Raw genomic sequence first — 24,795 nt, 5'->3', positions numbered from 1 at the left:
ACCTTGATGATGCCAGTGTAATCTACGGAAGCTCGCGCGTATCGACCGATCGGTCCTTCCATCTACTGCGTCCTGCAAGTTCGTGGGCTATCCGCCGAGCAACCTCGCTCGCGGTGCCGATTTCAGATCAGACGGGCATGGCGGCTACCGGTCGGTTGTATACTCCGCCCGATATCATCAATCGCCAAGCGATACGGGCGAACTTGTTAGCCAAGGCCACCGCCACCAATTTCGGCGGCTTTCGCTCCAGTAGCGATGCAAGCCAGGGTGTCGGCCTATGACGGCCCTTTCGAATGTGCCTTAGCAGCGCGGTCGCGCCGACAATCAACGTCGATCGGAGCATTGAGTCTCCGGCCTTTGTGATTCCGCCATATCTTTGCCGGCCGCCCGTCGAATGATCCTTGGGTGTCAGTCCGAGCCAAGCGGCAAAGTCGCGGCCTGACCTGAACGTCTCCGGCGGCGGCGCCTTCATGCTTAGCATGGACGACCCAATCGGACCGACGCCGGGAATCGTCGCGATCCGCCTGCTGACATCATCGTCGCGGTGCCACCTCATCAGCTTGGCTTCGATCTTTGCCAGGCGGGCTTCGACCGCGGCATATTCCTCTGCTTGGAGTCGGAAGAGATCTTTTGCCATTTCCGGCAAGCTATCATCCTCGAGCACCCGCTTGATAAGTTGCGCGACATTCTGCCGACCGGCGGGGCCGACGATGCCAAACTCAGCCGCATAGCTCCTGAAAGCATTGGAAAGCTGCGACTTCACGCTGACCAGGCGTTCCCGCACAGTCATTAACATGCAGGCCGCTTGGCGTTCCTTCGATTTGACCGGTACAAACCGCATATTCGGCCGGGTGACCGCCTCGCACAACGCTTCGGCATCGGCCGCGTCGTTCTTGCCGCGCTTCACGTAAGCCTTCACGTACTGAGGTGGGATCAGCTTCACCTCGTGACCGAACGACTGCAGCAGGCGCGCCCAATGATGCGAGCTGCCGCAGGACTCGATGGCGACGAGAACCGGTGGAAGCCGCTCGAAGTAGCGGATCATCTCGGCTCGCCGGAACTGGCGGCGGACCACCACCACCTCGTTCTCATCAACACTATGAAGCTGGAAAACCGACTTGGAAGTGTCCATACCGATGCGAACAGGAAGATTCATCAGACTTTCCTCTCATCTAGCTGTGACGCTGACAGCGCCATAGAACCGTGGGGATGAGAGGCCGTCCACACCAGCACATCGGTCAGGATTCGGTTCGAGGGTGGCGCGGCTGCCACGTCAACTGTAGCAGAGTCGCGGATGGACGCCGGCCCGCCTTGGCACATTTGCGACAGCGCAGTCGGCTGGCGAGATCGTGCACGAAGGTGGTCGGCGGGTGCTTCATCGCCGCGAGGTCTACGTCGCTCGGCGTCTTGCAACGCGCGCATCTGATCTCCAGCCAGGCGAATCCCCCGTTCACGGCCTGGTCGATGGTTGGCGACGGATTGATTGGCTCGCCATCACTCCACATTCGCTCATTCCAGCTTTCGCAAAGTAGCCTGTCGGCTTGCTGGATCATTGCCTCGCCTTTGGCCCGCATCTCCGCCGATCGGGTCGCCAGGATGTTCGTCATCGCGCGTGCCTTGCCGAGCTCTTTCGCCAGAGCCTTGCGATCGCCGCCCGACAGGGGCGTAGGGTGATACTTCGGGGCCATCCGGACATCCAGGCGCAAAGAGATCGGATCGGCATATCAAGAGCGACTACGGCGTCTCGAACGCTGGCCAGCACCCGTCTTCTTCATGCCTACCGGTGCGCTGCTGGCAGGTGTTGTCGAGCAATCGCTGCGCCACGTCCTTCCAGGCTGCGTTGGCGCCATACAAGCGGACGGCATCGGCGGTCTGGATTTCCACGGTCCGCTCGCAGCGGCGGCAGGAGACGCGCAGCACGTGGCCTTTGATTTCCGAAAGACGTCTCTGTCGGGCCTGGGCCACGGTCGTGCCGGCGCGAGGATCTTTGAGGACAGCTTCCCAATACTCGGCCGGGAGGGGAGCATTTGGACCCGCAGCGGAGGGGCTCGGCCTACGGGCGGCTTCAGCGGCCAGTTTTTCCATCTGTTTCGGGGTCGGCATGCGCCAGCTCGCGGGTCGGTCGGTCATGCCCGAATTAGAACATAACAAGAACAAATGTCGAGTCCAACCAGGAAGCCGCTGAGAAAAATCCTCCGATGAGGCGCGTCGGGATGTCGGAACCAAGCCCGGTCGTTCGTCTTGAATCCGGTATCAGTATCGGAGTTCCCCCGGCATGCCCCCGCGCGCTAACTGGAAAGGCTTCCTGCGTCTTTCCCTCGTCACTTGTCCGGTCGCGCTCTATCCGGCCACCTCGGAATCCGAAAAAGTCTCGTTCAACCAGCTTAACCGAAAGACCGGCCATCGAATCAAGTACGCCAAGGTCGACGCCGACACCGGCGAAGAGGTCGACAACGAGGACATCGTCAAGGGCTACAAGGTCGACACCGATACCTACATCGAGGTGACGAAGGAGGAACTCGAGAATGTCGCGCTGGAATCGACGCGAACCATCGAGATCGACGAGTTCGTCGATCGGAGCGAGATCGACCCACGGTATCTGATCCGTCCCTACTATCTGGTGCCAGATGGGAAAGTTGGCCACGACGCCTTCGCCGTCATCCGCGAAACCATCCGAGAGATGAACAAGGTCGCGATCGGGCGGGTGGTACTGACCAATCGGGAGCACATCATCGCCCTCGATCCGCTGGACAAAGGGTTGATGGGAACGCTGCTGCGCTATCCCTACGAAGTCCGCTCCGAGAAGGAGTATTTCGACGAAATCCAGGACGTCAAAGTCACGAAGGAAATGCTCGATCTCGCCAAACACATCGTTGATCAAAAGGCGGGCCGTTTCGACCCGGACAAGTTCGAAGACCAGTACGAAACCGCCCTCATCGATCTCATCAATCAGAAGCGCGCCGGCAAGCCCATCACTGCGAAAGCGCGTCCTCGAGGTGAGAACGTCGTGGACCTGATGGACGCGTTGCGCAAGAGCATCGGACGAGAGGCTGCGGCCGCGACGGAGGCGCCCAAAAAATCAGGCAAAAAGCCACGTAAGGCCGCAGCTGGGCAGAAGGAAATGCTGATGCCGATTGCCGGCAAGAAGCCTGCGAAAGAGGCCGCGGCCAAGAAGCCGGCGGTCAAGCCGCAGCGGAAATCGGCTTAGGTATGTCGTAAAGCATTTGGTGACGCCGGACGGCCACTACGTCGTCCTCGCGCCAGGCTCTGGCGGATGGCAAATCCCACCCGATTATGTCACGTGAGATCATTCGGCAGGCTGAGATGGCGCGGCGAGGGGTGCGCGGCGCCAGGGCGGCGAAGCCGAAGCAACGGCGCATAGGGGCGTGGAAGAGGTTAAGCGAGCACTCGAACTAGCGCGGTTACCACGCGATCGCCTCTTCTCCGTCGCTTGCATGACGTACTGGCCTCGCTCGGGATGAACACACGAGTTGGTTCCTCTGAGGCTGATGGACGCGGTGCCGGTGGCGCGAAATCGGGCCCAGATGAGAGCCGGCCGGTTCCTTCGAGAGGGCGTTGCGCAGGCAACCAGGCGGCATCGGTGCTTCAGACAATCGCCACAAAGTTCACCGACACGCTCCTCAACAATCAGTCTTCACGAAGGCCGTTATGTCCCAGTATTCACTCGATGTATTGCGTCAGCGCTATGTCATCGAGAAAAGACCGCTCGAGGCCAGCGTGGAGCAGATCTTGCGGGCCGACAGCCGCGCGGGAGCGCGTGCGATCCTGGCTGCAATCGATAAACGGCGCTTCGAAAATCGGTCCGAAGGGCAGCGCCTCCGCAAGATGCTTCGCTTCGAGACCACTCTCTGGGAGAGCGGCCATCATGCCGTGGCAGGCGTGGATGAGGCTGGAATGAGCCCTCTCGCCGGGCCGGTCTCCGCTGGCGCCGTGATCCTCAAACCCGGCACGCGGATAGTGGGAATCGACGACTCGAACAAACTCGATGCCGCCGCTCGCGAAGCACTCGCGGAGGAGATCAAGGAAAAGGCTGAGAGTTGGTGCGTGGCGTTCGTGGAGGTCGAGGAGATCGACACGATCAATATCTATTGGGCGGGCATCCAGGCTATGCAGCGTGCGGTCCGGGGACTGGGATTGACGCCGCAGCATTTGCTGATCGATGCGAAGCGGTTGAAGGAAATCGACATTCCTCAGCAGGCGATCATCAAAGGCGACGCCAAGTCCGCCAGCATCGCCGCCGCCTCCATTCTCGCGAAAGTCGAGCGCGACGCAGTTATGCGGACGCTCGACGTGCGTCACCCCGGCTACGGATTTGCGGATCACAAGGGCTACCCGGTGCCCGCTCATTATGATGCGCTCGCCAGACTTGGCGCATGCGCAGCTCACCGGCGGTCGTTCGGACCGGTACGCAAGGCTCTCGGGTTGCCGCCCCTGCCGCCGTGGCCTTCGACATCCGAGCGCGAAGCCGGCTGAATTCCAAGTCGTCCGCTTTGTCTCGGAGTTATTTTCGCGACCAGCTCTTTTCGCGAACGACGTCCGCGGCCTTTTTGTCAGACCGCAGTCCGAGATAGACCGGCTGGCGTAGCTCGCCCTTGCTCGTCCACTCTGCGAACTTCACCTCTGCGACCAACGCAGGACGCACCCAGGTCGTAACCTGCTCATCCTTTACCTTGGCAGGAAAGGGCGACTTGGCAGTCTTGAGCCTCATGAGCTTGCCGTGAAGCTGTTCCAGAACCTGGTGACTGAAGCCGGTGCCGACGTGCCCGATGTACCGCCATGCATCGCCTTCGCGTACAGCCAGCACGAGGGCGCCGAAGAACGGCCGGGTTCGCCTCGGCGCCGTGAAGCCGGCGATCACGACCTCCTGCCGCTGCGCGGTCTTCACCTTCAGCCAGTCGGCGGTCCGGCGTCCAGACGCGTAGGGGCTGTCGGCCCGCTTGGCCATGATGCCTTCGAGATGTCTCTGCTCGGCTTCTGCGAAGAACTTCGTGCCGCTGCCTTTGCGGTGCTTGCTGAATGCGATCAGCTTGTGGCGCGGGAGGATGGCCTTGAGCCGCTTCTTGCGCTCGAGGAGCGGCAGCGCACGCAGATCCTCCCCGTCTGCGAACATGAGGTCGAACGCACAGTACAAAAGCTTGGCCTCATGGCGCAGGGCGTTCTGAAGCAACTGGAAATGGGATACGCCATCCTTTCCGATCGCAACCAGCTCGCCATCGATGACGGCGTCCGCCTTCACGCCTTCAAGTGCTTTCGCGACCTCGACATAGGAGTGGCTGATGATCTTCCCATTGCGGCTATAGAGCGCGACCCGACCACCCCGGATTTCTGCGACCATGCGGAAACCATCGAATTTATCCTCGAAGACCCAATTGGGATCGTCGAACGGTGAATCGGTCAGCGTGGCCAGCATGGGCTGCAGGCGGCGAGGCAGGGCTGATTTTCGAGCCATGGCTGGACGACGGGACGAGAGATCGGGAGGAACGAGTGGTATGTATCCTGAGTTCCGTGCGACACTCGAAGAAGATGGCGAGCCCAGGTCCCAAAGCTCGGGCGTGCAACATCACAGCGTGCGCTGCCGACGTTCTGAGCGGCCGTTGTGACAATTCTGCTCGCCAATTCGAAGCTGTACTTGCCGCGAAGCTTAACATTCCTGAATCCACAAGCCGGCAAGACCGGTTAGGATGGGCGTTTCCCTCTTGGGGGCACCTCATGTTCGACACGGCAACCACCGCGCTTTTGCGCGCGGTCCTCGATGAAGTCTGCGAATGCGTCTCGCAGCGCGAGATCGGTGCTCGTACCCACGTCGGCTCGAAGATTCTGGAGGCCGCTACCAGGGGCGAGATTTCTCCGGCGGCTCTTAAGCAGGGCGGTCGCGATGCCCTCTCGCGCGCGCCCACGATGTGGCGCTGATCCGGAGGAGCGGACGTGAACTTCCAGGTGACCGTCCTCAAGATCCTGGTGGCATATCCGGATGGGTTTGCCGTGATGGAGGACCTCAAGAGGGACATGGCGATCCTGGCGACCAGCGGACGCGATTGGGCGGACCGGACCAGACGCCTCGCGGCGCGGGTTCCGGATCTCGACATCTGGTCACAAGGGCTCGTCGAACGCACCAGCGGCGGTTGGAAGATCACGTCCAAAGGACGGGCGGCGCTTGAGTTCATGGAGGCCCACCCTGCTGCACCCGAGCCGAGCCAGACGTCGGTGGTCGAGGAGACTACAGCTGCAATGGAGGTCGCGAAGTTCCTCCTCTGCCGCAGCCCGCCGATCGTGCCAAGCGTCGCCGCGAGCGCCGGGAGCGTCGCCGTGGGGCCCGTGAACGAGCGAGGGCGAATGCCTCTTGAGGGACGGTCGAGCCAAAGAAAAAGCCGCCAGCGAAGCTGGACGGCTTGATAGTCCCGGACCGTCGATTGCTTCCCCAGCCCCAAGCGTACCGCCGTTACCTTGTTTGCGGCCATGCCAGCCCGATCTACCGAGCGCTTTTCGATTCGGCCATCGATTGGCCGAGTTGTACACCGGGCTCTTAGAGCGCCGGCAAGGTTTCAAAGGAGGTGGACGGGAGGCGCACCCGCGCGATGTCGCCGGCCGCTACCGCTCCACCGGCCCGAACCACTCCCAGCACCCCGCACTTGAATGGAGGCCCCGTTTCCGCCGACGACAGCACGTGCCTTTTCAGGCCGGCTCGAAGACGTTCGATCACGAGACAGGGCGTCCGAAGGCCCCTCAACTCGATGATCGCCGTGGGCCCGAACTCGATCAGCGTTTACACGAAAGCGACGCCTGGCGGTACATCGGCCACGTCGGCACCGGCCTTTCCGAAGCACTTGTTGAGCCGTTCGGCCTCCCAGTGCTGCTAGGCTCGACTAGTTCTGCGGCTGGGGGGCCGGCCTTGGGCCGCTATTTCTTCGGCGCTGCTGGACCAGTCGCGTTTGATCCTGTCGTCGTTGCTGGCGAAGTGCTTTGGTTCGATGCGGTCGTGTTGTGCCGGCCCGAATAGTAGAACGCACCCACGATGATCAGAATCGCGCAGATGGCCAAAGCTGCCCAACCTCCCCAGTTGTTCCGCCGATTCAGATTGCCGACAGGTCGATTGTCGTTCGGATAGGTCATGTCAATTCCTCCTTGATATCAGAAGGCGAGGAGAAAAGAAGCGTTCCTATTGGGGTCGCCTCGATCTCTCGCGGCGAACAACCCAGTTATCGAGTGTGGAATGTTTGGAACGATCGGACCGGCAGCTTGCTTCTCTGATTTGCGGCTCAAAGTCGCATAAGCGCCACGCGCATCAATTCAGGAGAAGCTCCATGAAAACACTCGCTATGGCAGCTGCGCTGTTCACCTGCTTCGTGGTCCCGGCCTTTGCCCAAACCACGGCGCCCGCCAACAGCTCGCAAATGGACGCAGCGTCCGCTAGCCACGATCAGAAGAGCCCAGCCGATGCTGCCCAGTTCAATGGCGGTGCCCAAAACAAGTCGGCGATCGAGAGCATCAGGAAGGATCTGCAAGCCGCGGGCTTTACCGATGTGAAGGTCGTGGCCGAGTCCTTCGTCGTGCAGGCGAAATCGAAGGACGGGAATCCGGTAGTCATGACGATTGGTCCGCATGGCATGTCGGTTTTCGAGGCGATGACCTCCGGCAGCTCATCAGGCACTGTGGGATCGGGTGCGGGCAGCGCCGGGCCCGGCAATACCAACAGTTCCGGAGCGCAAAAGTAAGGTCGCGTGAGGCCGCGGCATACGCGTGGCCTCACCCATTTCCTGTTCCCCGAAGCGCGTTACGTCATTTGCGAGAGGCACTGAGCCATCGCTAGGCGCGCTAAACGGTCGCAAGAAGGGAGGGCTCCTGCAAGGAGGCGTCACATGCCCATTCGTTTCCTGCGCGCGGCGATCGTTTGGTTGCTCGTATTGGCAACCGTCTGGGTGATGCAGCCGTACCTGTCGGCGCTCTGGTTTTCCGCCTCTACTCCCAGGACTGTAACACCTCGCGCCGAGCTCGCTGCCAGCGAGCAGGCGACTGTCCGTCTCTTCAAGGAGGTTTCTCCGTCGGTCGTGCATGTGTTTGCCCGTGGCAGGCCCAGCGCGTCCGTATTTTCCGGTGAACAGGACAGTGTTGTGCAATCTGGGTCAGGCATCATATGGGATCTCGCGGGGCATGTAATCACGAACAATCACGTCATCAGCGGCACCGCCCAGATCGGGATTCGACTCACGTCAGGCGAATTCGTCGCGGCGCATGTCGTCGGCGCCGCTCCAAACTACGACCTCGCTGTTCTTCAGTTGGAGCGGCCAAGGTCAGCCCTGCATCCGATTGCCGTCGGCCGTTCGGCTGATCTGCAGGTAGGCCAGAGCACATTTGCGATCGGAAACCCCTACGGGCTCGACCAGACTCTGACCTCTGGGATCGTGAGTGCGCTTGCTCGAACACTGCCGTCGGTGACTGCGCGCGAGGTCAAGGGGATGATCCAGACCGACGCGCCCATCAACCCCGGAAATTCCGGCGGTCCGCTGCTCGATAGTGGCGGTCGCTTAATCGGAGTGAACAGCGCTATCATCTCCGGCTCGGGCGCATCGGCCGGAATCGGATTCGCCATTCCAGTCGACATCGTCAATCGCGTCGCAGCCGAGTTGATCCGTAGCGGTCACGTTCCCTTGCCGGGGGTCGGCATCGTGGCGGCCAAGCAAGGCGAGGCAACAAGCCTCGGAATTGACGGCGTCATAGTCCTCCGAACCTTGCCCGGCTCTCCGGCCGCTAAAGCTGGGATTGAAGGCGTGAGTGAGGACGGAGTGATCGGGGATGTCATTACCGAAGTGAACGGCAAGCCCGTCCACAGCATGGAGGAATTGACTTCGATCCTAGAGGATGAGGGCATCGGCAAGCAGATCGAATTGACCCTCGACCGCGCAGGACAAATCCGCAGCGTCAAGTTGTCCATCGCTGACGTCTCTCAGCTGGCTCAGCGATGAACGCTGTCCACACGGGAATCCATTCACCGGACTGCTATTCCGCCGCCTCTCGCAACGGAGGCACCTCCGCATGCGGCTTGATCTGGCGTGGTTGCCCCATCAGAACCGGCTGAAATAGCACGGCGGCGGCCATGGTGCAGGCGAGGGCCAGCGCCATCATCTTACCCATGCTCGACATGCCCGGGTAGTTGGAGGCCCACATGCTGCCGAAAGCCGCCGCATTGGTCATGGCGCTGAACACCACGGCACGCGTCAATGTCGATTGCAGCAGTCCGGTTTTGCCGGCCCGCCAGGCCATGATGTAGTAGATCTTGAACGCCACCCCAACGCCGAGCAGCAGCGGAAGTGCGATGATATTGGCGAAATTGAGCTGCGGACCAAGCAGGACGGACAGCTCCAGCGTGAGCGCCCCCGCGACAAGCAATGGGATCAGAGTGAGCAGGACGTCGGTGATACGTCGCAAAGCGATCGCGAGGAGAATGGCGATCGCAACCAGAGCCATGATTCCAGCTTCCACGAAAGCGCGGGTTACTGTTCTGGCGGACTCGTAGTAGCTGACCGCGGCCCCCGCAGCGGCAGGCTCGGCGGTAAGAACGGCTTCGGCGAATTTTCGCAGCACATCGACGTTGTTGGCATCGCCTTTGGCTAGCGCCTGCACCCGCGCGCGACCGTCCTGCAACTGCCAGTCGCGGACCAGGTCGGCAGGGAGGCGTTCCCGCGTCACCGGTTGAGCCGAAAGGGTCTTGCGAAGGCGGTCCAGATCGTGGTTCAGGGAGGGAACCACCGCCGCATCGGCCTTGCGGCGAACGTCGGCCGAGGCACTTGCCAGCTGATCAAACTGCGAAGCGACGGCGCGTGCGTCGTCCCCCACCGTGCCACTGGCGCCGGTTGCCACCTTCAAGAGCGCCTGTGCCGTGTTGCGAAGCGCGTTCACGGTATCCTCGTCGTTCGGTTGGGGCCTCTTGCCGCGCGGATTGAGCGCCGGCCCGATCGCGCGGTCGGCGGCATGGATGGCAGCGAGCTTCTGCTCCTGATCGGTCGGAATGAAGTTCGTCAGCGTCATCACGCGCGCGACCTCCGGAAGCGACGAAAGCCGTTTAGCGATCTGATCCGCCTGCTGTTGCGATGCCGCCAGCACCTCGGCATCGTTTCCGTTGGTCTCGGGCTCCGATTGCAGCTTCCGGTAGGTGACCACCGATGGAGAATTGGGGTTCTGAAGGTCGACGGGGTTGAAATCGAACGGGAGGTGAAACAGCAGTGGCGTGCCGGCTAAGACGACAAGAATAGTGCCAACGATCACCGCGATGCGGTGGCGCTGCAGAAATGCGTCGACGGGCGCAAGCCATTTGAAGCCCACCGCGGCGGGTTCGCCTGGCGGATTGAGCGCGGTCAGCATCGCCGGTACTAACGTAACGCTGCAGGCGAAAGCGATCAGCATACCGAACCCGGCAATCAATCCGAGCTCGGACAGACCGCGATAGTCGGTCGGCAAGAAAGCGAAAAAGCCAATCGCGGTGGCGGCCGCCGCGAGCGCGAGTGGCGCTCCCGCCTTGTGCGCGGCGCAGCGCAGCGCGTGACGGAGGTTATCCAGCTCGTGCCGTTCGGTCCGGTAACGCACGCTGAACTGAATGCCGAAATCGACGCCCAGCCCGACGAACAGCACGAAGAACGCAATCGAGATCAGGTTGAAGGAGCCAACCATGAGAAGTCCCAGAGCGGCGGTTGCGGCGAGCCCGACAGCCAGGCTGAAGAACACTGCGGCAATGAGCCTGAAGGAACGGAGTGCAAGCCAAAGGATCACCAGCACGCCAATCAACGCCGTGAAGGTGTCGCGCACCGCGCTGGCGCGGATCACCGAGAACTGATCGTCATTCATCGGGACCTCGCCCGTGAGGCTGATCTCAGCTCCGAAACGCTGCTTCAGCTGAAGATCGGAGGCTGCCTTCCCGATTGCGTCGGTTGCCGCCCGGCCGGGTTGAAGTGCTTTGAAGTCGAGCTTCGGAGCAATCTCGATGAAGTGTCGCGATTGCCGATCGGCAAGCGCGTGCCCTTGGAGAAGCGCCTGCCAGGAGAAGAATGCAGGTTTGCGGGCGAGGACGTCATCCAAGACTTTTCGCGTGAGCGAAAGTGGCCAGCCGAGCTGCTCCAGCTTCAGCCGACCTGCCGCGACGGCTTGCGCAGCCGAGCCCAGTACCTCGACTGCGCCGCGCAATGTTGGATCGGCCGCAAGGGCCTCCAGGAAGGGGCGGGCGCGAGACAGCCCGTCGGCCGTCCGTTGCACATCTGCTGTCGAGCCAAGCAGCAGGCTATTGCGCTCGAAGAACTCGCCGCTGTCGGGCTGGACGACGTCGCGAAACAGCTCTGGGTTTTCCTTCAGCCTTTGTGCAAGCTCATCGGTCGCAACATCAGCATTTTCCGGCGTCGTCGCGGTCACGACGACGGAGATTCCCTTTTGCGGAAACGCTTTCGAGAGCTCGACCTGGCGCTGATGCCAAGGAAGGTTCTGCGATACGAGGGTCTGGATGTCGGTGTTGATGGAAAACCGCGTTGCGGCGTAGAACGCGCAGGCAACTAGCAAGAGCGCTCCCACGAGGATGGTGACTCGCCAGCGGCGGACGCAAAGATCGACGATGTTGACGACCGCTCGAGTCATTTGCCTCGTTTATCGTGCAAGCGCTTGCCAGTTGGAATAGCCGAATGTCCCTCTACGCGATCCGCAGGGAGCAGATGCGTAACGCGCGAAGCGGTCGCCGGTTGCTGCCGGCATGTTGGGGAACTCAGACATCGAGGCGGCCGAGACGCGCATCAGCGGCACGACCTAGCCTCCGGTCGCAAAGCCAGGGAAGAGCATCATTCCCCCGTCGATGAACAGGGTCGCGCCCGTCACGTAGTCGGCAGCATCCGACACCAGCCAGGCGACGGCCTGAGCGATGTCGTCTGGCTCTCCTATGCGCTTATAGGGGACCAGGGTCATCAGGCTTTCGTAGGCCTCTTTGGTCTCCCAGGCCGGCCGGTTGATGGGCGTGCGAATGGCGCCCGGCGCAATCCCGTTGACACGAATGGCGAACGGAGCCACCTCCTGAGCCACGCTTCGCATCATTTGCATGACGCCGCCTTTCGAGGCGGCATAGTTCGCGTGTCCCGCCCAAGGTATCTCCTGATGCACAGAGCTCATGCAGATGAGTTTGCCGGCTGCGACAGAGACGTCCTTCACGACACCTCGCCTCTTGAATTCGCGGATAGCTTCCCGGGCGCAGAGAAATTGACCGGTAAGGTTGACGCCGATAACCTTGTTCCATTGATCCAGGCTCATGTCGTGGAAGGGGGCATCCCGCTGCAGTCCGGCGTTGTTCACCACAATGTGCAGCGTCCCGAAGTGCTCGACCGCTCTGGCAAACATAGAACGTACGTCCTCCTCGCTGCTGACGTCCGCCTTGACCGTGATCGCCTTCCGGCCCAACGCTTCGATCCGGTGCGCGACGTCTTCAGCCGCTTGCGGCTCGACGATGTAGTTGACGACGACATCGGCACCAGAGGCGGCGAGACCCAAGGCCACCGCGCGGCCGATGCCCGAGTTTGCGCCGGTGACGAGGGCTGGCTGGCCCTCCAGCACGACCGGAAAGCGGGCTGCGGGTCGACGACGCTCGGTGGGGAGGGCCGGTGATGTGGGGGCGGTCGCGGTGTCGGCCATGCTTGCCTCCTAAATCGAGTTCGTCGCTTGCCGTTCTTTGCTGGGAACCGGCTTCTTGCCGCCGCGGTGCTCAGACGGTTTCTCGCGGTGCGTGAGGTTGTGCGCGGTATTCACCAGTGCGATGTGGGAGAAGGCTTGCGGGAAATTTCCGACGAGGCGCCGTCGCTGGACGTCGTACTCTTCCGAGAGCAGGCCAACGTCATTGCGCAGCGCCAGGAGCCGTTCGAACAAGGCCTTGGCGTCGGCGTCGCGGCCAGTGAGGTGATAGGCGTCAGCAAGCCAAAAGCTGCAGGCGAGGAACATGCCCTCGCCGGGTGGAAGGCCGTCGTTCGTCGCGCCAGTGTCGTACCGCCGGATGAAGCCGTCCTGAAGCAATTCCCGCTCGATCGCCTTGATAGTCGAGGTCACGCGTGGATCATCGGGCGGCAAGAAGCCGACTGCTGGAATGAGCAGTAGACTGGCATCGAGCTGCGGCTCGCCATACACCTGGACGAAACTCTGCCGCTGCTCATCGTAACCGTGCCGACACACATCTTCGTGGATCGCGGCGCGTTGTGCTTCCCACTCCCGTATGGGACCATGCATGCCGAATTCAACCGCCGACTTGATGGCACGATCGAAGGCGACCCACGCCATGATCTTCGAGTAGGTGAAATGCTTGGCGCCGCCGCGGACCTCCCAAATGCCTTCATCCGGTTCGGTCCAGATGCCCTTGAGGTGATCGAGCAGGGCGCATTGGATCGCCCATGCCCGCTTGTTTTCGTGAAGCCCGCCGCGGCGCGCCTGATAGAGAGCGTCCATCAACTCGCCATAGACATCGAGCTGAAGCTGGGAATGCGCCGCGTTTCCAATGCGCACGGGCTTGGAGTTCTCATATCCCGAGAGCCACGGCACCTCCCACTCGGTCAGCCGGCGCTCTCCCGTGACCGCGTACATGATCTGGAGTTGCTTGGGACTTCCCGCCACCGCGCGGACGAGCCAATCTCGCCAGGCCCGCGCCTCGTCGTAGTAGCCCGCTCCCATGAGGGCCAGGAGGGTCAGCGTGGCATCGCGCACCCAGCAGAACCGATAATCCCAGTTTCTTGGGCCGCCGATCTGCTCAGGAAGGGAGGTCGTCGCCGCGGCAACCATACCGCCGCTTGGTGCGAACGTCAGCGCCTTCAGGGCGATCAAAGAGCGCTGAACGGCCTCGGAGTACGCTCCTGCCGCTTCGCAGCGGCCAGACCATTCACGCCAGAAACGCTCCGCTGCGTGCAATAGCGCGTCGGGATCCTCAGCAGCCGCAGGCTCCTCGTACGAAATCTGGTAGGAAAGAACGAACGCGACGCGCTGGCCCTTCCTGACCGAAAACGAGCTGATGCTCTTCATGGATTCGCCGCGCACAGGCACCTCGGTTCTGAGCAGCAGCATCGAATCGCCCGCAACCAGGCTGAGCGCCCCGTCTTCAATGCGACTGACCCAGGGCACGCTGATCCCGTAGTCGAAGCGCGCGACCAGTTCGCTGCGCATGTCGACCTTGCCCTCCAGGCCCTCGACGACCCGCACGACCTTTGAAACGTCTGTCTTCGGAGGCATGAAATCGATGAGGCGGACACGCCCCCGGTCGGTCGTAAACACCGTCTCGAGGATCAGGGTGCCCGGCCGGTAGAAGCGCTCGCTTGGATGTGCATCGACCGGGCAAAGCTTCCAGTACCCGTTCTCCTCGTTGCCGAGGAGCCGTCCGAAGCAGCTATCGGAATCAAAACGAGGGAGGCAGAGCCAATCGATCGATCCGTCGCGCCCAACCAGGGCTCCGGTCTCACAATCGCCGATGAACGCGTAGTCTTCAATCCGAGCCATTCAAGTTACCCAGTGGACAATGGGCGTCTCGCCCTTGGGTTCCGGCTGCGGGCTTTCGGCGGTATAGACTTTCGGCGAAAGGCCATAGGAGCCGATCAATGTGAATCCGCTCTCGTGCTGGCCACATGGTCTAGATACGCGAGCGCAGCCTTCAGCTGCGCGTAGTCCGAAAGCGTGATCCTCACCTGCCTCTCTGCCATGGATGCCGACCGCGGCGCCGTCGAGGAGATCTCCGGCCACGTCAACCGGCTGCATCGAGAAGACCGCCGGTATCATCGCGCAGATCAAGTACGAGACCAGCAATCCGGCCGTTCGCACGATGTTTAAGTCCGGACAACGCCTTTTTGAATCCGTCCGTAGTGTCGTCTCCGAATTGGCTAATTCGTATATAAGCCGATGTCGCCGCGCTCGAGCTTCGACTTGATCGAATCGACCGTAATGATTTGGCGGGTGAGTGTGACATCGAAGGGCTCTTGCTTGCTGCGGACAACCGTGACTGTCACGGTCGACCTGGGGTCGCCGCGCAACATTTGCTGGCTCATTTCCGTTAGGAACGCACCCCTTCCGGTTCCGTTGGTGGGCAGATCGACGGGGAGGAATTCGATCCTCGCGATCCTTTGAACGAACGGCAGTCGCCAGCGAGCGGTAGGGAAGTTGAGGAGACCACATGGCGAGATCGCCCGGAATCAGTCCCAAATCGCTGCTGCACCCCGGCTTCATCTGCGCGGGAGCGACCCTATTGATTGCCGCCTTGGTCACCGACCTCATGTACTGGGAAACCTCAAACGGGCAGTGGGCCAATTTGTCGGCTTGGCTCATTACTGCTGGCCTGGTTCTGGCTCTCGTCGCGACAATTGCCCTGATAGTCGATTTTATCGCAGGCCGGGCGGGGCGGATCGACTGGATCGCCTTCGCGCTCGTCGCGCTGGCCGCACTTCTCTCGCTCTTGAACGTTTTCATTCACAGCCGTGACGCCTGGACCTCAGTCGTGCCTCAGGGCATCTCGATCTCCGGAATTGTGACCATTCTGCTGCTGATGGCCGCCTTCAACGGATGGAAGGTGAGCACGGTTCGCACGACCGAGATCGGAGAGAGACCGTGACTCATGCACTTCGTGCCTTGCCAGCCATTTGCACTCTGCTCGCGCTGACCGCCTGCGGCGACCAGGGCGGTGATCCCATGCGGCAATACGGGGCTGATCCCTATCTCCCGGGGCCCCAGAACTATCTGCTGCCGCCCATGAGCGTCCCGAAGGAAATTGGCTGGAAGCCAGGGGAGACGCCGACGGCCACTGATGGGTTGAAAGTGCAGGCGATGGCGACGGGGCTGATGCATCCCCGTATCGTCTATCCCTTGCCGAACGGCGATATCCTGGTCGTGGAGGGTAACAGTCCCGGCACCACACCCTTCCGGCCCAAGGACTTCATCCAAGGCAAGGTAAAAGCGCGAGCCGGCACAGCCGGCAAGGGCGGCAACCGCATCACCCTGCTTCGCGATGCCAACGGAGATGGAAAGCCGGAAGAACAGACGATTCTGGTCGACCACCTTCACTCGCCCTATGGCGTGGCTTATGTGGACGGCACGCTCTACGTGGCCAACACGGACGCGATCATGGCTTTCAAGTACACGCTCGGGGAGACCAAGATCACTGAGCCAGGTACGAAGCTTGCAGACCTTCCAGCCGGACCGATTGACCACCACTGGACCAAATCGTTGGTCGCCAGTCCGGATGGATCCAAGCTCTATGTCGGCGTCGGCTCGAACAGCAACATCACCGAAAACGGCCTTGACGCAGAAGAGGGGCGGGCAGCGATTTACGAGGTGGATCGCTCGTCGGGTGCAAAACGCATTTTTGCGTCGGGCACACGGAATCCGACCAATCTCGCCATCGATCCCGACACCGGGCGGTTGTTTGCGGTCGTGAACGAGCGGGACGAGATCGGCCCGGACTTGGTGCCCGATTATCTCACGATGGTGCAGGAGGGCGCCTTCTATGGCTGGCCCTACAGCTATTGGGGCCAACATGTTGACATACGTGTCCATCCGCAAAGGCCGGATCTCGTGGCCAAGGCCATCAAGCCCGATTACGGCCTAAGCTCGCACGTGGCCGCCCTTGGTCTTGCGTTCAGCAAAGGCGAGAAGCTGTCACCCAAATTTGGTGACGGCATCTTTGTCGGCGAGCACGGCAGCTGGGACCGCAGCCCTGTCAACGGCTATCAGGTTATTTTCGTGCCGCTGGTGAACGGGCGGCCGGAGGGCAAACCCGTCCCGGTCGTCACAGGATTTCTCGGCAACGACAACGACACGGTGCGGGGCCGGCCCGTGGGTGTCGCACTTGACCGTACCGGCGCGCTACTCGTCGCCGACGATACAGGCAACGCGGTGTGGCGCATCAGTGCGAATACGCCAGAGCACTAGGACCCCGGGGGCAACACTCGCCGCATATCGAACCCTGATGCAGACGACGCGTCCCTGTCGCTGAGAAACGGCCGTCGGATTGTCAGCAAGGGACGTCTTCGGCGAACATCGGCTCGCTCCTTGGAACGCCCGCGAACCCTCGCACTTGTCAGCGTAGCACAATGAGGGTCCTGCCATGAGAGCTCGGGCTGGAGTGGCCGTACTATTCCTCAGCGCATTAAACACCATCGTCCATGCACAAAGCAGCGGCGGGGCCGGTGGCGGTGCTGGCTCGGGCAGCACGGCCGCTGGGTCGATGTCGACTCCTGGATCGGTGAACGGGAGTGGAGGGTCGCCCGGACCAAACACGAGCAATGCTCTCAGTCATAGAACGACAGGAAGCCGGCTGGGCAATACCCCTAACGAGCGGACAAATCCGAGCTCGTCATCGGCGGCAAGTGGTTTTGTCAACGACAGTACAATGAACCAAGCTGTACAGGATTTAGGGAATACCAAAACCGGCATCATGCCTGACCACTGACTGAGCTCTGTCGCACTTGGATATGTGCTCGTCGTACGTCCGCTTCATCATGCGAATAATCGCGAGCTCGCCACGTCTAAGCGGCTGGCGGACCGATGTCTGTAGAGGCCCACAGCGGCGGAGAAGCTTCAGCCTTCCGATGTCGCTGAAGGGCTCCAAGGCTAGATGGTGGTGGAGGAATCAAGCACGGACGAATTAGGTCGATGTGTGCAACGTAGGTACCTGCGATCAAATTCGGCAAGTAGCTCAAGGTTGTCTTGCACAAGCAGGTTGACTGCTTTCCCTTCCCACTCCAACAGCCCGCGACGACGAAGTTCCTGGATGGTTCGATTGACATGCACAATCGACAGGCCGCAGGCATCGGCGATATCAGCCTGTGTGAACGGGAGTTCAATTCGGCCTTCCCTCGCCAAGCCAACTTGCCTCAGTCGGGTGGCCATCTCGCAGATCAGATGAGCGACACGGGGAAGCGCCTGGCGCGCGCCCAAGTTTTCCACCCATTCGCGATATATGGCTTCGTGAACAACGGTTTCCCCCCAGAAGGCGTAGGTGAGCCCAGGAAAGTCCCGCAACACCTGTCTGATTGCAGCATGGCTAACATAGGCGACGGTCGACGGCCCGGTGCTGCACAGATCGTGGTCCATCATCGGCAAGTGCAACGTGTGAAGATCAGGAATATCTCCGGGCACGTAGAACGCCGAAATTTGGTTTCGATCGGAAATGACCCTTTGGCGTGACAGGAAGCCTGCCATCACGACCGTGCACCCCGACGATTGGCGACCTTGATGCACGGCAATGTCCCCGTTCGCCAGGTTGCTCACCGTGTAGGGAAGACCGGCTAACGCTGCCTGCTCGTTGTTGGAGAGGTTACCTATGGCAAGCAAGCGCTCGATCAGCTTCTTGTGTGGCATTGCAATGCTCCTTCGCCTCGCAGGCGGAGCACGCTCATCTCTTGCCCGTTGACCAATCAATGTAGCCGTTTCCCGGGTTACGGGTATTTAAGTATGTTAAGTAACGGAGGTCGTAAGCAGCGAGCCGATTACCCCGACGAGGTCGGATCTCTCCGGCAATACGCCGATTCGCGGCGGCGCGATTCCGCAACTTAGCCGACTGACAAACGCAGAGGTTTGCGCGGCGCGACTGCTGTATTCGCCACTATCTTCCAGTCATCCGTTCGGTACATGACCGACGCTGTGCCGATTTCCCGCTAACCCACGGCATGAAATGCCTTCTGCTCTGGTACCGCCTGCTCTCACGGATGCTCAAACCGGATAGCCGGCTGTTGCTTGAAAAGAAGGGGCAGACACTCTGGCAACGGCGGGAACAAGGATGGATCAATTCTTCGGGCCTGCAGCCACCGAGAGATTCCTGAATGACACCCTGCGATTTCGTCGCCTTCACATGCGCTGCATCATGGCCGCAGAGGGAGCCAGGGATCCCCTGCTGCGAGCCTCATGGCTTGCAGCTGCGGAGGGCTACCAAGTTCTGCGATCGTCGCTCGAGCAGGTCAGGTCTCGTCCAATAACCGAGCATATTGATCAATAATCAAGCGGTAGCATGGACATGCCGCGGCTTCGAGACCGGGCCGGTCGATCACTTCGATTTGGCCACGGCTGTATCGGATCAACCCAGCTTGCTGGAGCATCCGCGCGGCGATTGTCACTGTAGGACGGTGTACCCCGAGCATCTGACTCAGGAATTCCTGGGTCAGCACAAAGCTCTCGCCGTTGACCCTATCGTGGGTATGCAGCAGCCAACGCGCGCACCGCTCCTGGACTTCATGAAGTCGGTTGCACGACGCTCCCTGAGCGACTTGGTTGAGAAGCGCCATGATGTAGCGCATCAGCCGGGCGTGAAATATCGGCGTCTCCTTCAGGACGTCGAGCATCCTTTTGGCGTCCGCGCGAAAGCCAGCGCCTTCGACTTGCACGAAAACACGGCTTGGCATGGTCGATGTGCCGAGAAGGAGGGGAACACCGGACATCCCTTCATTGCCGACTGTTGCAAACTCGACGATGTCTCCGTCTTCCGGCTCGTTCACCATGGAGAGGACACCTCGGGTGGGAAAATACATATGGTTAATCGGTTCATCGGTCTCGGCCAGCACCTGCATGTAGCGTAAGTCCACAGATTGAAGATGGGGCTTGATCAGATCTAGCTCCCGCGCGGGAAGCTTTGCCAGAAGCTTGTTGTCCAAAGCGGAACTCCTCGCGACAGGATTGATTATGTAATCTGGATTACAATGGTCTCTGTCCCAAGCAGCGCATTCCCAGATCGTTCCTGTCCAGGAGCCGTGGGTATGATTGCGTCGGCCGGCGGCATTCCAGCTCTGATCGAAATCATCGGCGCCCTCGGGACCGATTTTCCAATCCCGCTATTCATCGCGCAGCACTTGCCGCGCGTTCCGCTACCGCTGGATAAGACCCTGGCGTGCTACACAAGCCTGCCGGTGCGATGGGCTGAGGCAGGACCCTTGACGAGCCTCAAAGGCATTTATCTCGCTCCGCCTGGAACAGGCATTCTCCTGACTCTCACCGGTATCGAAATCGACGTGCTTCCCGCACCGTCAGCCAGCTGGTTGGCCTCCGGAGACCAGATGATCCGAAGCATTTTCGCTCGCTTCGGCAGCCGCACAGCTGCCATCGTGCTTAGCGGGATGCTCCCCGCGGGCATCGAAGGCATTCGCGTGGTCAGGCAGGGCGGCGGAGTCACCATGGCTCAAGATCGCAGTTCTCGCCGCTTTGAGATGCCGAGCGCTGCGATTGATTTTGGCAAGGCAGAAATTATTTGCGCGCCAGCGGGGATGGCCCGCGTCTTGAATATGTTGCCGGACCTCTGGGAGGAGGCGCGGGAGCGCGCGGCATAGGGGTTGGTCAACGGTGAGGGCCCAAGCGCATCGCGTGACCAGCTTGGCTTCAAGCAGGGCGGAGCCGCCGGCTAACGGCACGCGGATTCGTAATAGGCATCGAGCCGCTCGTTGCTTGTCTTTAGGGCTTTAGCAATCAACTGGCGGACCCTCTGCTCAGAGCCCGGCAGTAACTCCGACGCGGCCGAGGCCAGGAAGCTTGAGTGCCGGGCGCCGCAGATCGAAGCCGAGGACTGCGCCGAAGAAGTTGAGTTCGACACCTTCGACCCAGCCAACGGTAACGCCGACATAACCCGCGAGGGTGACGAAAATACCCGTTCCCGATGGGGTGATCCCGACCCAACGGCCGTCATAAGGGAAGTCCTTGCCGATCGCGGTGGGGGGCAAGACTGCTCGCAACTCCGGGACGGAATCCAGAGCCGCCTGCACGAAAGTGTTCGAGTTGGGACCTGGCCAAGCGCTGTAATCGCCATAGGATCGGAACTTGTAGTTTTCGATCACGTACCGGATTTTGGGGATAAGCGCTTCCGCGCGCTCGCCGTCGACAGCCACGATCGTTTCCGGCACGGCGCCAAACCATCGGCCATCTGGCGCAAAGCCATTGGTTCGGATCGGCTCACCCCATGCCGTGTAGTCGTAACGGGTGTAGGACCTTGCGTCCTTTTCCTTCACAACAATCCAGGTGTGGACGGCGAAGATGCTGCGCCAGCGGACAGTTCGTGCAGCAAAGACCCGGATAACCGCTTGGGGATGCGCCGCCGCTGAAGGCAACAGTCCGGCGCTCGAGCGGTCGGCTGTCTGCCAGTTCCCCCGGCCGTCGCCCAGCCAAAAGTAGCGCGCTGCGGATGCTGCAATCGGCGCGAAGATGAGGAATAGAAAGATGAGCAATGGCTTCTTCAAGGGGAATGCGCGGTGGGACGTACAATGACATATAGTTCGGGCTGGTACCGCCGCCATATGGGAGGCGGGGCTAGCGAGCTCGGGCATAGGTCACGTTCTTGCCCTGAATAGCGGAACCCCGGGTGCCATTGCTATCGCTACTGTCTCTTTGTCGCTCCGCAGACTTCCGTCTCTCTTCATCAGCTGCCGGTTGGCTTAGTTAGCGCCTCTTCAGGACGTCCGCCACGGGGCAACGTAGGAAGGTGGTGCCACGCGCCCGTCTAGGCCATCGTCGTTGCCCTTGACCAGTACGCCGAAGCCGTACCGGCAACCGCAAGTATTTTCTCGACAAGCCGCATTCGATGGAAGGGGCGAGAAGCGGCGCCTTGCCGTAACCGGCGATGTTGTTTGGCTTCCGCCAGACAGCCGATAGGAACGGCGGCGTGACGCACGGGTTGGCCAGTCGCAACGGAGCGATGCATGATGGCCGCAAATCTTCCCCGCGACGAGCAGAGAGATGGTACCCGCCAGGTGATGATGTGGGGATCGGCGCTCGCCGCGATCCTGTTCGTCGGATTTGCGGTCTGGTTTGCAGTGCCCCAGATATTCGGGATGACCGATTATCTCGGCCGCCCACCGACGGGCGCAGACAGCAACGCGCCCGCAACCACCGTCGGTACGGGAGTTCCGACGCAGCGCGAGGCGATCAGCACAACTGCGAAGCAGGATCCCGCCGGCGTCGAGGAGTCGTCGGGCAAGCGCGCGCGGCAAATTCAACAGAGCACTGCGCCTGCGACAGTCTCCGATCAGCAGCGCCAGCAGCTTCGCTCGATCATCTCGTCCGCGCAAGGGCCCGCGATGGATCGTCCCAATTTCGAGATGATGGTCGGCACATCCGTCCCGCAACAGACCAAGACCGCTGACCTGCCGCCTGAAGCCACGCAGGTGCTCAACGGATTCTGGGGCGATCAGTATTTGCTTGCGGGCAAGGATCTCGTCATCGTCGATCAGCATTCCCGGCGCGTCGCCGCCATCATCGCCAATGTGCGATGACCCTGTGCATCTCAAGGCTCACGATTACAAATCCGCAAAATGATTGAAACGCGATGTGCGTGAACTATCTCTGTGACAGGCGGCAGCGTAACAAGCCGCCCTTCAACTGACCCGGCCAACAGCCCCAGACCGGGCCCTTCTTATTCCCTTATGATCTGGCCTTGCCTCACCGGCCTCAGAGGCGCTGACGATGGCTGCCCGCACCTATGACCACCAACGCTGGTCGGAAGACGACGACCGCCTGCTTCGCACCATGTGCGAAACCGGAAAGAGCCTGACGTTGATGATCGTGAAGCTGAAACGGCCAATTGCGTCGATCAGGTCCCGTGCCATCGAGCTTGGGCTTTGCCTTCCCGGCACTCGCATTGGATTGCGCGCAAGCGCAAGCGGTCCGCGTGATCGGCAAGCCTGCCGCGTGCATCAATTCGCGTATCAATCAATTTTGCATTCATCCTGCGCCGATCTGCGCAGGCGCTGCCTGATTCAGCGATATGCCGGATGCTGGCGGCTCTGGTCACGACCCGCCAGCTCTGCGCCGTGAAGGGCGCTCCAGGCCCGCCGCATGCTTCATCTTCTCGATAAGTTCGGAGGCTTCGGCCTTGGTCAGCTTCTCCTTTGGGACGGGCTTGTGGGCCTGCTCCGCCAGCGTGGCGAGATAGGATTCCTGCGCGCCCGTCATCGGATCGTCGCCGGACACCCAATCTTTCGGGTCCTTCTGCGTGTTGTCAGCCATGACGAATCTCCTTCTACAAATCTCCCTTACCAACGTTGGTCTCGGCTCTCAGTTCCCTTTTTGTTCTTTTGCTCTTTCTCAAAGAAATTTGTTCTTTCTGAAAGAAAGAAGAGTCGAAGTTCTTGGGAGGACGTTGGCAGAGCATCGTCTCCACACGCCGCACGGCTGCAGGGTTGTTAACGTCGCTCAGGATCAGGATGCCGGTTTGTCCGGCGTCCAGTCGAGATCTGCATAGTCGTGGGGGATTGGGTCGGCCGAACAAGGCAGCGCGGGCTGGCCCCCGGGGTGCTCGACCAGCCCGGCCTGCTCCGCTTTCTCCAGAGCTTCCTTTTTGGTTGGAAACGTCCGGCTCAGCTTTTCCTCGTCCTTGAACAAAGCGTATGCCATGGCAGCCTCGTTTCTGTCCCCCGCTAGGCCATTTCCCTGAGACTGCTCAGTATGGCGAGATGCCGCTGGATGATCGGAAGGGACATCTGCGCGACCTGCTGCTCCTTCGGATTGCCGCCAGACCTCAGGTAGGAATTGTTGAGCGCCAGCAGTTCGTGATGGCCCCGAATCTGTCCTTGTACATACATCCGGTCGAACGGGCCCGAGGGCGTGGCCTGAAGCCGTCAACATGCATGGTCCGGCCGCAGGGGCGCGGAGCCTGGGGCGGCGCCGAGCGCGCTTGCCACCTGCACCTGTTCTGCAATCTCCGCGTTCGCAAAGTTGATAACGCCGGGATTGCCAGTGCGGGTCAGCGCGAGCTGACTCGTTTGCATGGCGAACGCGCCGCCCATGAGGTCGGCGGTCCTGAAATCCTCTGCGGATTTGTCCGGGCCTGAACGGCGCAGGTCGAAAGCCCGAGCCCTCCGAGGGCAAGTAGGAATGATCTTCTCAGCATGTTCATCTCCGCGTGTGAGCGACAGACGCTTCGCTACGTTGAACGTTCCTATCGACCGATCAAGATGACGGCGCGGCGCTGGCTCTCACCGTGGAGCACTCCTCCATTTAACGCATGTTAGTGGCGAGCCCGCAGGGTCACGAATTTCAATCGTCTGCGCAACGCATGTAGCTTGCCGTAGGAACGGCGGCGTGAAGAACGCCTTGTCCTTGCTTTCACATCGCGGTCCCAGACGAGTTCATCAGATGCTACACAGCAGACCAGCCGGCTTTCCCACATCCGCAGGCGTCCTTCTCGGACTTGGCCTTGGCGCCTTCTTCGACGGCATTGTCTTCCATCAGCTGCTGCAATGGCATCATATGTTAAGCGGCTGGTATCCCCTTAACTCTCTCGACAACGTCAGGCTGAACACGACCTGGGATGGCATCTTTCATAGCGCGGCGTACGTTTTCGTGCTCGCAGGGCTTTATTCGCTTTGGCAGCGGTCGCGCGGCAGCGAGCCACGGTGGACAAGCGGGCAGTGTATCGGCGCCGTGTTGCTTGGATGGGGAATTTTCAATCTGGTCGAAGGCGTGGTCGATCACGAGATCCTCGGGCTGCATCGGGTGAACGAAGCGGTGCCCGAGGGACAGCGTATCTTCTGGGATATCGGCTTCCTGTTGTGGGGGGCGGCGATGATGGTGATAGGCGCCGCCATGGCGCGAGCTGGCGTACGGGAGGGCGTGCATGCTGAAGGTCGCCTACAGGTTCGTTAAGTACACACCACCAGTGGCGGTATACCTGATCTTCCTGCTGCTGCTCGCAATTGCGATAGCGCCGGCGCTTCGCATCGTCATGTTCGGCTTGTCGCTGGACGATCTCCTGCAGTTGCATTGCTTTGCCGCCTTCTGACCGGCGCAAAGGAACCACGGCTTCTGCGAATCGCTTATCAC

30 protein-coding genes are annotated in these 24,795 nt (G+C 60.9%); 13 read left to right on the top strand and 17 right to left on the bottom strand.

Annotated features, from left to right (window positions below):
- Window positions 1-127 precede the first annotated feature (127 nt).
- From P6U28_RS39795 to P6U28_RS39785, 3 genes are all read right to left on the bottom strand, one after another.
- Entirely contained in the window at window positions 128-1,156 is a 1,029-nt protein-coding gene (locus tag P6U28_RS39795; RefSeq protein WP_407123431.1) for an IS110 family transposase, read from the bottom strand.
- A gap of 82 nt (window positions 1,157-1,238) precedes the next feature.
- Window positions 1,239-1,688, bottom strand: coding sequence for a hypothetical protein (locus tag P6U28_RS39790; protein ID WP_407123430.1), 450 nt, complete (start codon window positions 1,686-1,688; stop codon window positions 1,239-1,241).
- 46 nt (window positions 1,689-1,734) lie between these two features.
- Complete coding sequence (locus P6U28_RS39785) at window positions 1,735-2,130, bottom strand: hypothetical protein (protein ID WP_407123429.1); 396 nt, start codon at window positions 2,128-2,130, stop codon at window positions 1,735-1,737.
- Between the two features lie 145 nt (window positions 2,131-2,275).
- Here P6U28_RS39785 and P6U28_RS39780 point away from each other — a divergent pair, with 145 nt between their 5' ends.
- Both P6U28_RS39780 and P6U28_RS39775 read left to right on the top strand, forming a co-directional pair.
- Window positions 2,276-3,208, top strand: coding sequence for a Ku protein (locus P6U28_RS39780; RefSeq protein ID WP_407123428.1), 933 nt, complete (start codon window positions 2,276-2,278; stop codon window positions 3,206-3,208).
- Between the two features lie 461 nt (window positions 3,209-3,669).
- Window positions 3,670-4,494, top strand: coding sequence for a ribonuclease HII (locus tag P6U28_RS39775; RefSeq protein ID WP_407123503.1), 825 nt, complete (start codon window positions 3,670-3,672; stop codon window positions 4,492-4,494).
- Between the two features lie 28 nt (window positions 4,495-4,522).
- Here the strand turns inward: P6U28_RS39775 and ligD are convergent, their stop codons facing one another.
- Window positions 4,523-5,470: a non-homologous end-joining DNA ligase gene (gene ligD / locus P6U28_RS39770; protein WP_407123427.1), complete on the bottom strand. Its 948-nt coding sequence runs from the start codon at window positions 5,468-5,470 to the stop codon at window positions 4,523-4,525.
- A gap of 260 nt (window positions 5,471-5,730) precedes the next feature.
- Between ligD and P6U28_RS39765 the strand changes: the two genes are divergently transcribed.
- Both P6U28_RS39765 and P6U28_RS39760 read left to right on the top strand, forming a co-directional pair.
- Window positions 5,731-5,931, top strand: a complete 201-nt coding sequence (locus P6U28_RS39765; RefSeq protein WP_407123426.1) for a hypothetical protein — start codon at window positions 5,731-5,733, stop codon at window positions 5,929-5,931.
- A 15-nt stretch (window positions 5,932-5,946) separates the two neighbouring features.
- A complete protein-coding gene (locus P6U28_RS39760; RefSeq protein WP_407123425.1) occupies window positions 5,947-6,414 on the top strand; it encodes a hypothetical protein in 468 nt (155 codons plus the stop codon).
- 504 nt (window positions 6,415-6,918) lie between these two features.
- Here the strand turns inward: P6U28_RS39760 and P6U28_RS39755 are convergent.
- Entirely contained in the window at window positions 6,919-7,131 is a 213-nt protein-coding gene (locus P6U28_RS39755) for a hypothetical protein (RefSeq protein ID WP_407123424.1), read from the bottom strand.
- 206 nt (window positions 7,132-7,337) lie between these two features.
- Between P6U28_RS39755 and P6U28_RS39750 the strand changes: the two genes are divergently transcribed.
- Together P6U28_RS39750 and P6U28_RS39745 are read left to right on the top strand one after the other, a co-directional pair.
- Window positions 7,338-7,733, top strand: a complete 396-nt coding sequence (locus tag P6U28_RS39750) for a hypothetical protein (protein WP_407123423.1) — start codon at window positions 7,338-7,340, stop codon at window positions 7,731-7,733.
- Between the two features lie 144 nt (window positions 7,734-7,877).
- Window positions 7,878-8,981 carry a S1C family serine protease gene (locus tag P6U28_RS39745; protein WP_407123422.1) on the top strand — a complete coding sequence of 368 codons (1,104 nt, stop codon included), beginning with the start codon at window positions 7,878-7,880 and terminating at the stop codon, window positions 8,979-8,981.
- Window positions 8,982-9,015: 34 nt separating this feature from the next.
- Here P6U28_RS39745 and P6U28_RS39740 read toward each other — a convergent pair whose 3' ends face one another.
- The 5 genes from P6U28_RS39740 to P6U28_RS39720 all read right to left on the bottom strand — a co-directional run bounded on the left by P6U28_RS39740 (window position 9,016) and on the right by P6U28_RS39720 (window position 15,041).
- The gene (locus P6U28_RS39740) at window positions 9,016-11,634 is read right to left on the bottom strand and encodes an MMPL family transporter (protein ID WP_407123421.1); all 2,619 of its coding nucleotides are present in this window, start codon (window positions 11,632-11,634) and stop codon (window positions 9,016-9,018) included.
- A 165-nt stretch (window positions 11,635-11,799) separates the two neighbouring features.
- Window positions 11,800-12,672, bottom strand: a complete 873-nt coding sequence (locus tag P6U28_RS39735) for an SDR family oxidoreductase (protein WP_407123420.1) — start codon at window positions 12,670-12,672, stop codon at window positions 11,800-11,802.
- A 9-nt stretch (window positions 12,673-12,681) separates the two neighbouring features.
- A complete protein-coding gene (locus tag P6U28_RS39730) occupies window positions 12,682-14,511 on the bottom strand; it encodes a glycoside hydrolase family 15 protein (RefSeq protein WP_407123419.1) in 1,830 nt (609 codons plus the stop codon).
- Between the two features lie 241 nt (window positions 14,512-14,752).
- The gene (locus P6U28_RS39725) at window positions 14,753-14,848 is read right to left on the bottom strand and encodes a hypothetical protein (RefSeq protein ID WP_407123418.1); all 96 of its coding nucleotides are present in this window, start codon (window positions 14,846-14,848) and stop codon (window positions 14,753-14,755) included.
- Between the two features lie 40 nt (window positions 14,849-14,888).
- Window positions 14,889-15,041, bottom strand: a complete 153-nt coding sequence (locus P6U28_RS39720; RefSeq protein ID WP_407123417.1) for a hypothetical protein — start codon at window positions 15,039-15,041, stop codon at window positions 14,889-14,891.
- 137 nt (window positions 15,042-15,178) lie between these two features.
- On the opposite strand from P6U28_RS39720, the gene P6U28_RS39715 reads away from it, so the two are divergent.
- Window positions 15,179-15,613, top strand: coding sequence for a DUF2231 domain-containing protein (locus tag P6U28_RS39715; RefSeq protein WP_407123416.1), 435 nt, complete (start codon window positions 15,179-15,181; stop codon window positions 15,611-15,613).
- Complete coding sequence (locus P6U28_RS39710; protein ID WP_407123415.1) at window positions 15,610-16,929, top strand: PQQ-dependent sugar dehydrogenase; 1,320 nt, start codon at window positions 15,610-15,612, stop codon at window positions 16,927-16,929. The genes P6U28_RS39715 and P6U28_RS39710 overlap by 4 nt, the downstream gene beginning before the upstream one ends.
- 681 nt (window positions 16,930-17,610) lie before the next feature.
- Here the strand turns inward: P6U28_RS39710 and P6U28_RS39705 are convergent.
- A complete protein-coding gene (locus P6U28_RS39705; protein ID WP_407123414.1) occupies window positions 17,611-18,360 on the bottom strand; it encodes a Crp/Fnr family transcriptional regulator in 750 nt (249 codons plus the stop codon).
- 596 nt (window positions 18,361-18,956) lie between these two features.
- On the bottom strand, window positions 18,957-19,646 hold the full coding sequence (locus tag P6U28_RS39700) for a Crp/Fnr family transcriptional regulator (RefSeq protein ID WP_407123413.1): 690 nt from the start codon (window positions 19,644-19,646) through the stop codon (window positions 18,957-18,959).
- A 102-nt stretch (window positions 19,647-19,748) separates the two neighbouring features.
- On the opposite strand from P6U28_RS39700, the gene P6U28_RS39695 reads away from it, so the two are divergent.
- Window positions 19,749-20,315 (top strand): chemotaxis protein CheB, encoded by a 567-nt coding sequence (locus P6U28_RS39695; protein ID WP_407123412.1) that lies wholly within the window; start codon window positions 19,749-19,751, stop codon window positions 20,313-20,315.
- A 156-nt stretch (window positions 20,316-20,471) separates the two neighbouring features.
- Here P6U28_RS39695 and P6U28_RS39690 read toward each other — a convergent pair whose 3' ends face one another.
- The gene (locus P6U28_RS39690; protein ID WP_407123502.1) at window positions 20,472-21,203 is read right to left on the bottom strand and encodes a DUF3750 domain-containing protein; all 732 of its coding nucleotides are present in this window, start codon (window positions 21,201-21,203) and stop codon (window positions 20,472-20,474) included.
- A 471-nt stretch (window positions 21,204-21,674) separates the two neighbouring features.
- Here P6U28_RS39690 and P6U28_RS39685 point away from each other — a divergent pair, with 471 nt between their 5' ends.
- Both P6U28_RS39685 and P6U28_RS39680 read left to right on the top strand, forming a co-directional pair.
- A complete protein-coding gene (locus tag P6U28_RS39685; RefSeq protein WP_407123411.1) occupies window positions 21,675-22,247 on the top strand; it encodes a DUF1236 domain-containing protein in 573 nt (190 codons plus the stop codon).
- 190 nt (window positions 22,248-22,437) lie between these two features.
- On the top strand, window positions 22,438-22,788 hold the full coding sequence (locus tag P6U28_RS39680) for a hypothetical protein (protein ID WP_407123410.1): 351 nt from the start codon (window positions 22,438-22,440) through the stop codon (window positions 22,786-22,788).
- Here the strand turns inward: P6U28_RS39680 and P6U28_RS39675 are convergent.
- The 4 genes from P6U28_RS39675 to P6U28_RS39660 all read right to left on the bottom strand — a co-directional run bounded on the left by P6U28_RS39675 (window position 22,762) and on the right by P6U28_RS39660 (window position 23,759).
- Window positions 22,762-22,980 (bottom strand): DUF3072 domain-containing protein, encoded by a 219-nt coding sequence (locus P6U28_RS39675; protein WP_407123409.1) that lies wholly within the window; start codon window positions 22,978-22,980, stop codon window positions 22,762-22,764. The genes P6U28_RS39680 and P6U28_RS39675 overlap by 27 nt on opposite strands.
- Window positions 22,981-23,172: 192 nt before the next feature.
- Complete coding sequence (locus tag P6U28_RS39670) at window positions 23,173-23,367, bottom strand: hypothetical protein (protein WP_407123408.1); 195 nt, start codon at window positions 23,365-23,367, stop codon at window positions 23,173-23,175.
- Between the two features lie 23 nt (window positions 23,368-23,390).
- Window positions 23,391-23,555, bottom strand: a complete 165-nt coding sequence (locus tag P6U28_RS39665; protein WP_407123407.1) for a hypothetical protein — start codon at window positions 23,553-23,555, stop codon at window positions 23,391-23,393.
- Window positions 23,556-23,591: 36 nt separating this feature from the next.
- Complete coding sequence (locus P6U28_RS39660; protein WP_407123406.1) at window positions 23,592-23,759, bottom strand: hypothetical protein; 168 nt, start codon at window positions 23,757-23,759, stop codon at window positions 23,592-23,594.
- A gap of 349 nt (window positions 23,760-24,108) precedes the next feature.
- On the opposite strand from P6U28_RS39660, the gene P6U28_RS39655 reads away from it, so the two are divergent.
- Both P6U28_RS39655 and P6U28_RS39650 read left to right on the top strand, forming a co-directional pair.
- Window positions 24,109-24,618: a DUF2243 domain-containing protein gene (locus tag P6U28_RS39655; RefSeq protein ID WP_407123500.1), complete on the top strand. Its 510-nt coding sequence runs from the start codon at window positions 24,109-24,111 to the stop codon at window positions 24,616-24,618.
- Window positions 24,590-24,754: a hypothetical protein gene (locus tag P6U28_RS39650; RefSeq protein WP_407123405.1), complete on the top strand. Its 165-nt coding sequence runs from the start codon at window positions 24,590-24,592 to the stop codon at window positions 24,752-24,754. The genes P6U28_RS39655 and P6U28_RS39650 overlap by 29 nt, the downstream gene beginning before the upstream one ends.
- Window positions 24,755-24,795: the final 41 nt, after the last annotated feature.

Origin of the sequence: Bradyrhizobium sp. STM 3561 (assembly GCF_045571455.1) — a bacterium.
GTDB lineage: Bacteria > Pseudomonadota > Alphaproteobacteria > Rhizobiales > Xanthobacteraceae > Bradyrhizobium > Bradyrhizobium vignae.
Note: the sequence above shows the minus strand (reverse complement) of the source record. Positions and strands in the feature narration are given on the sequence as shown.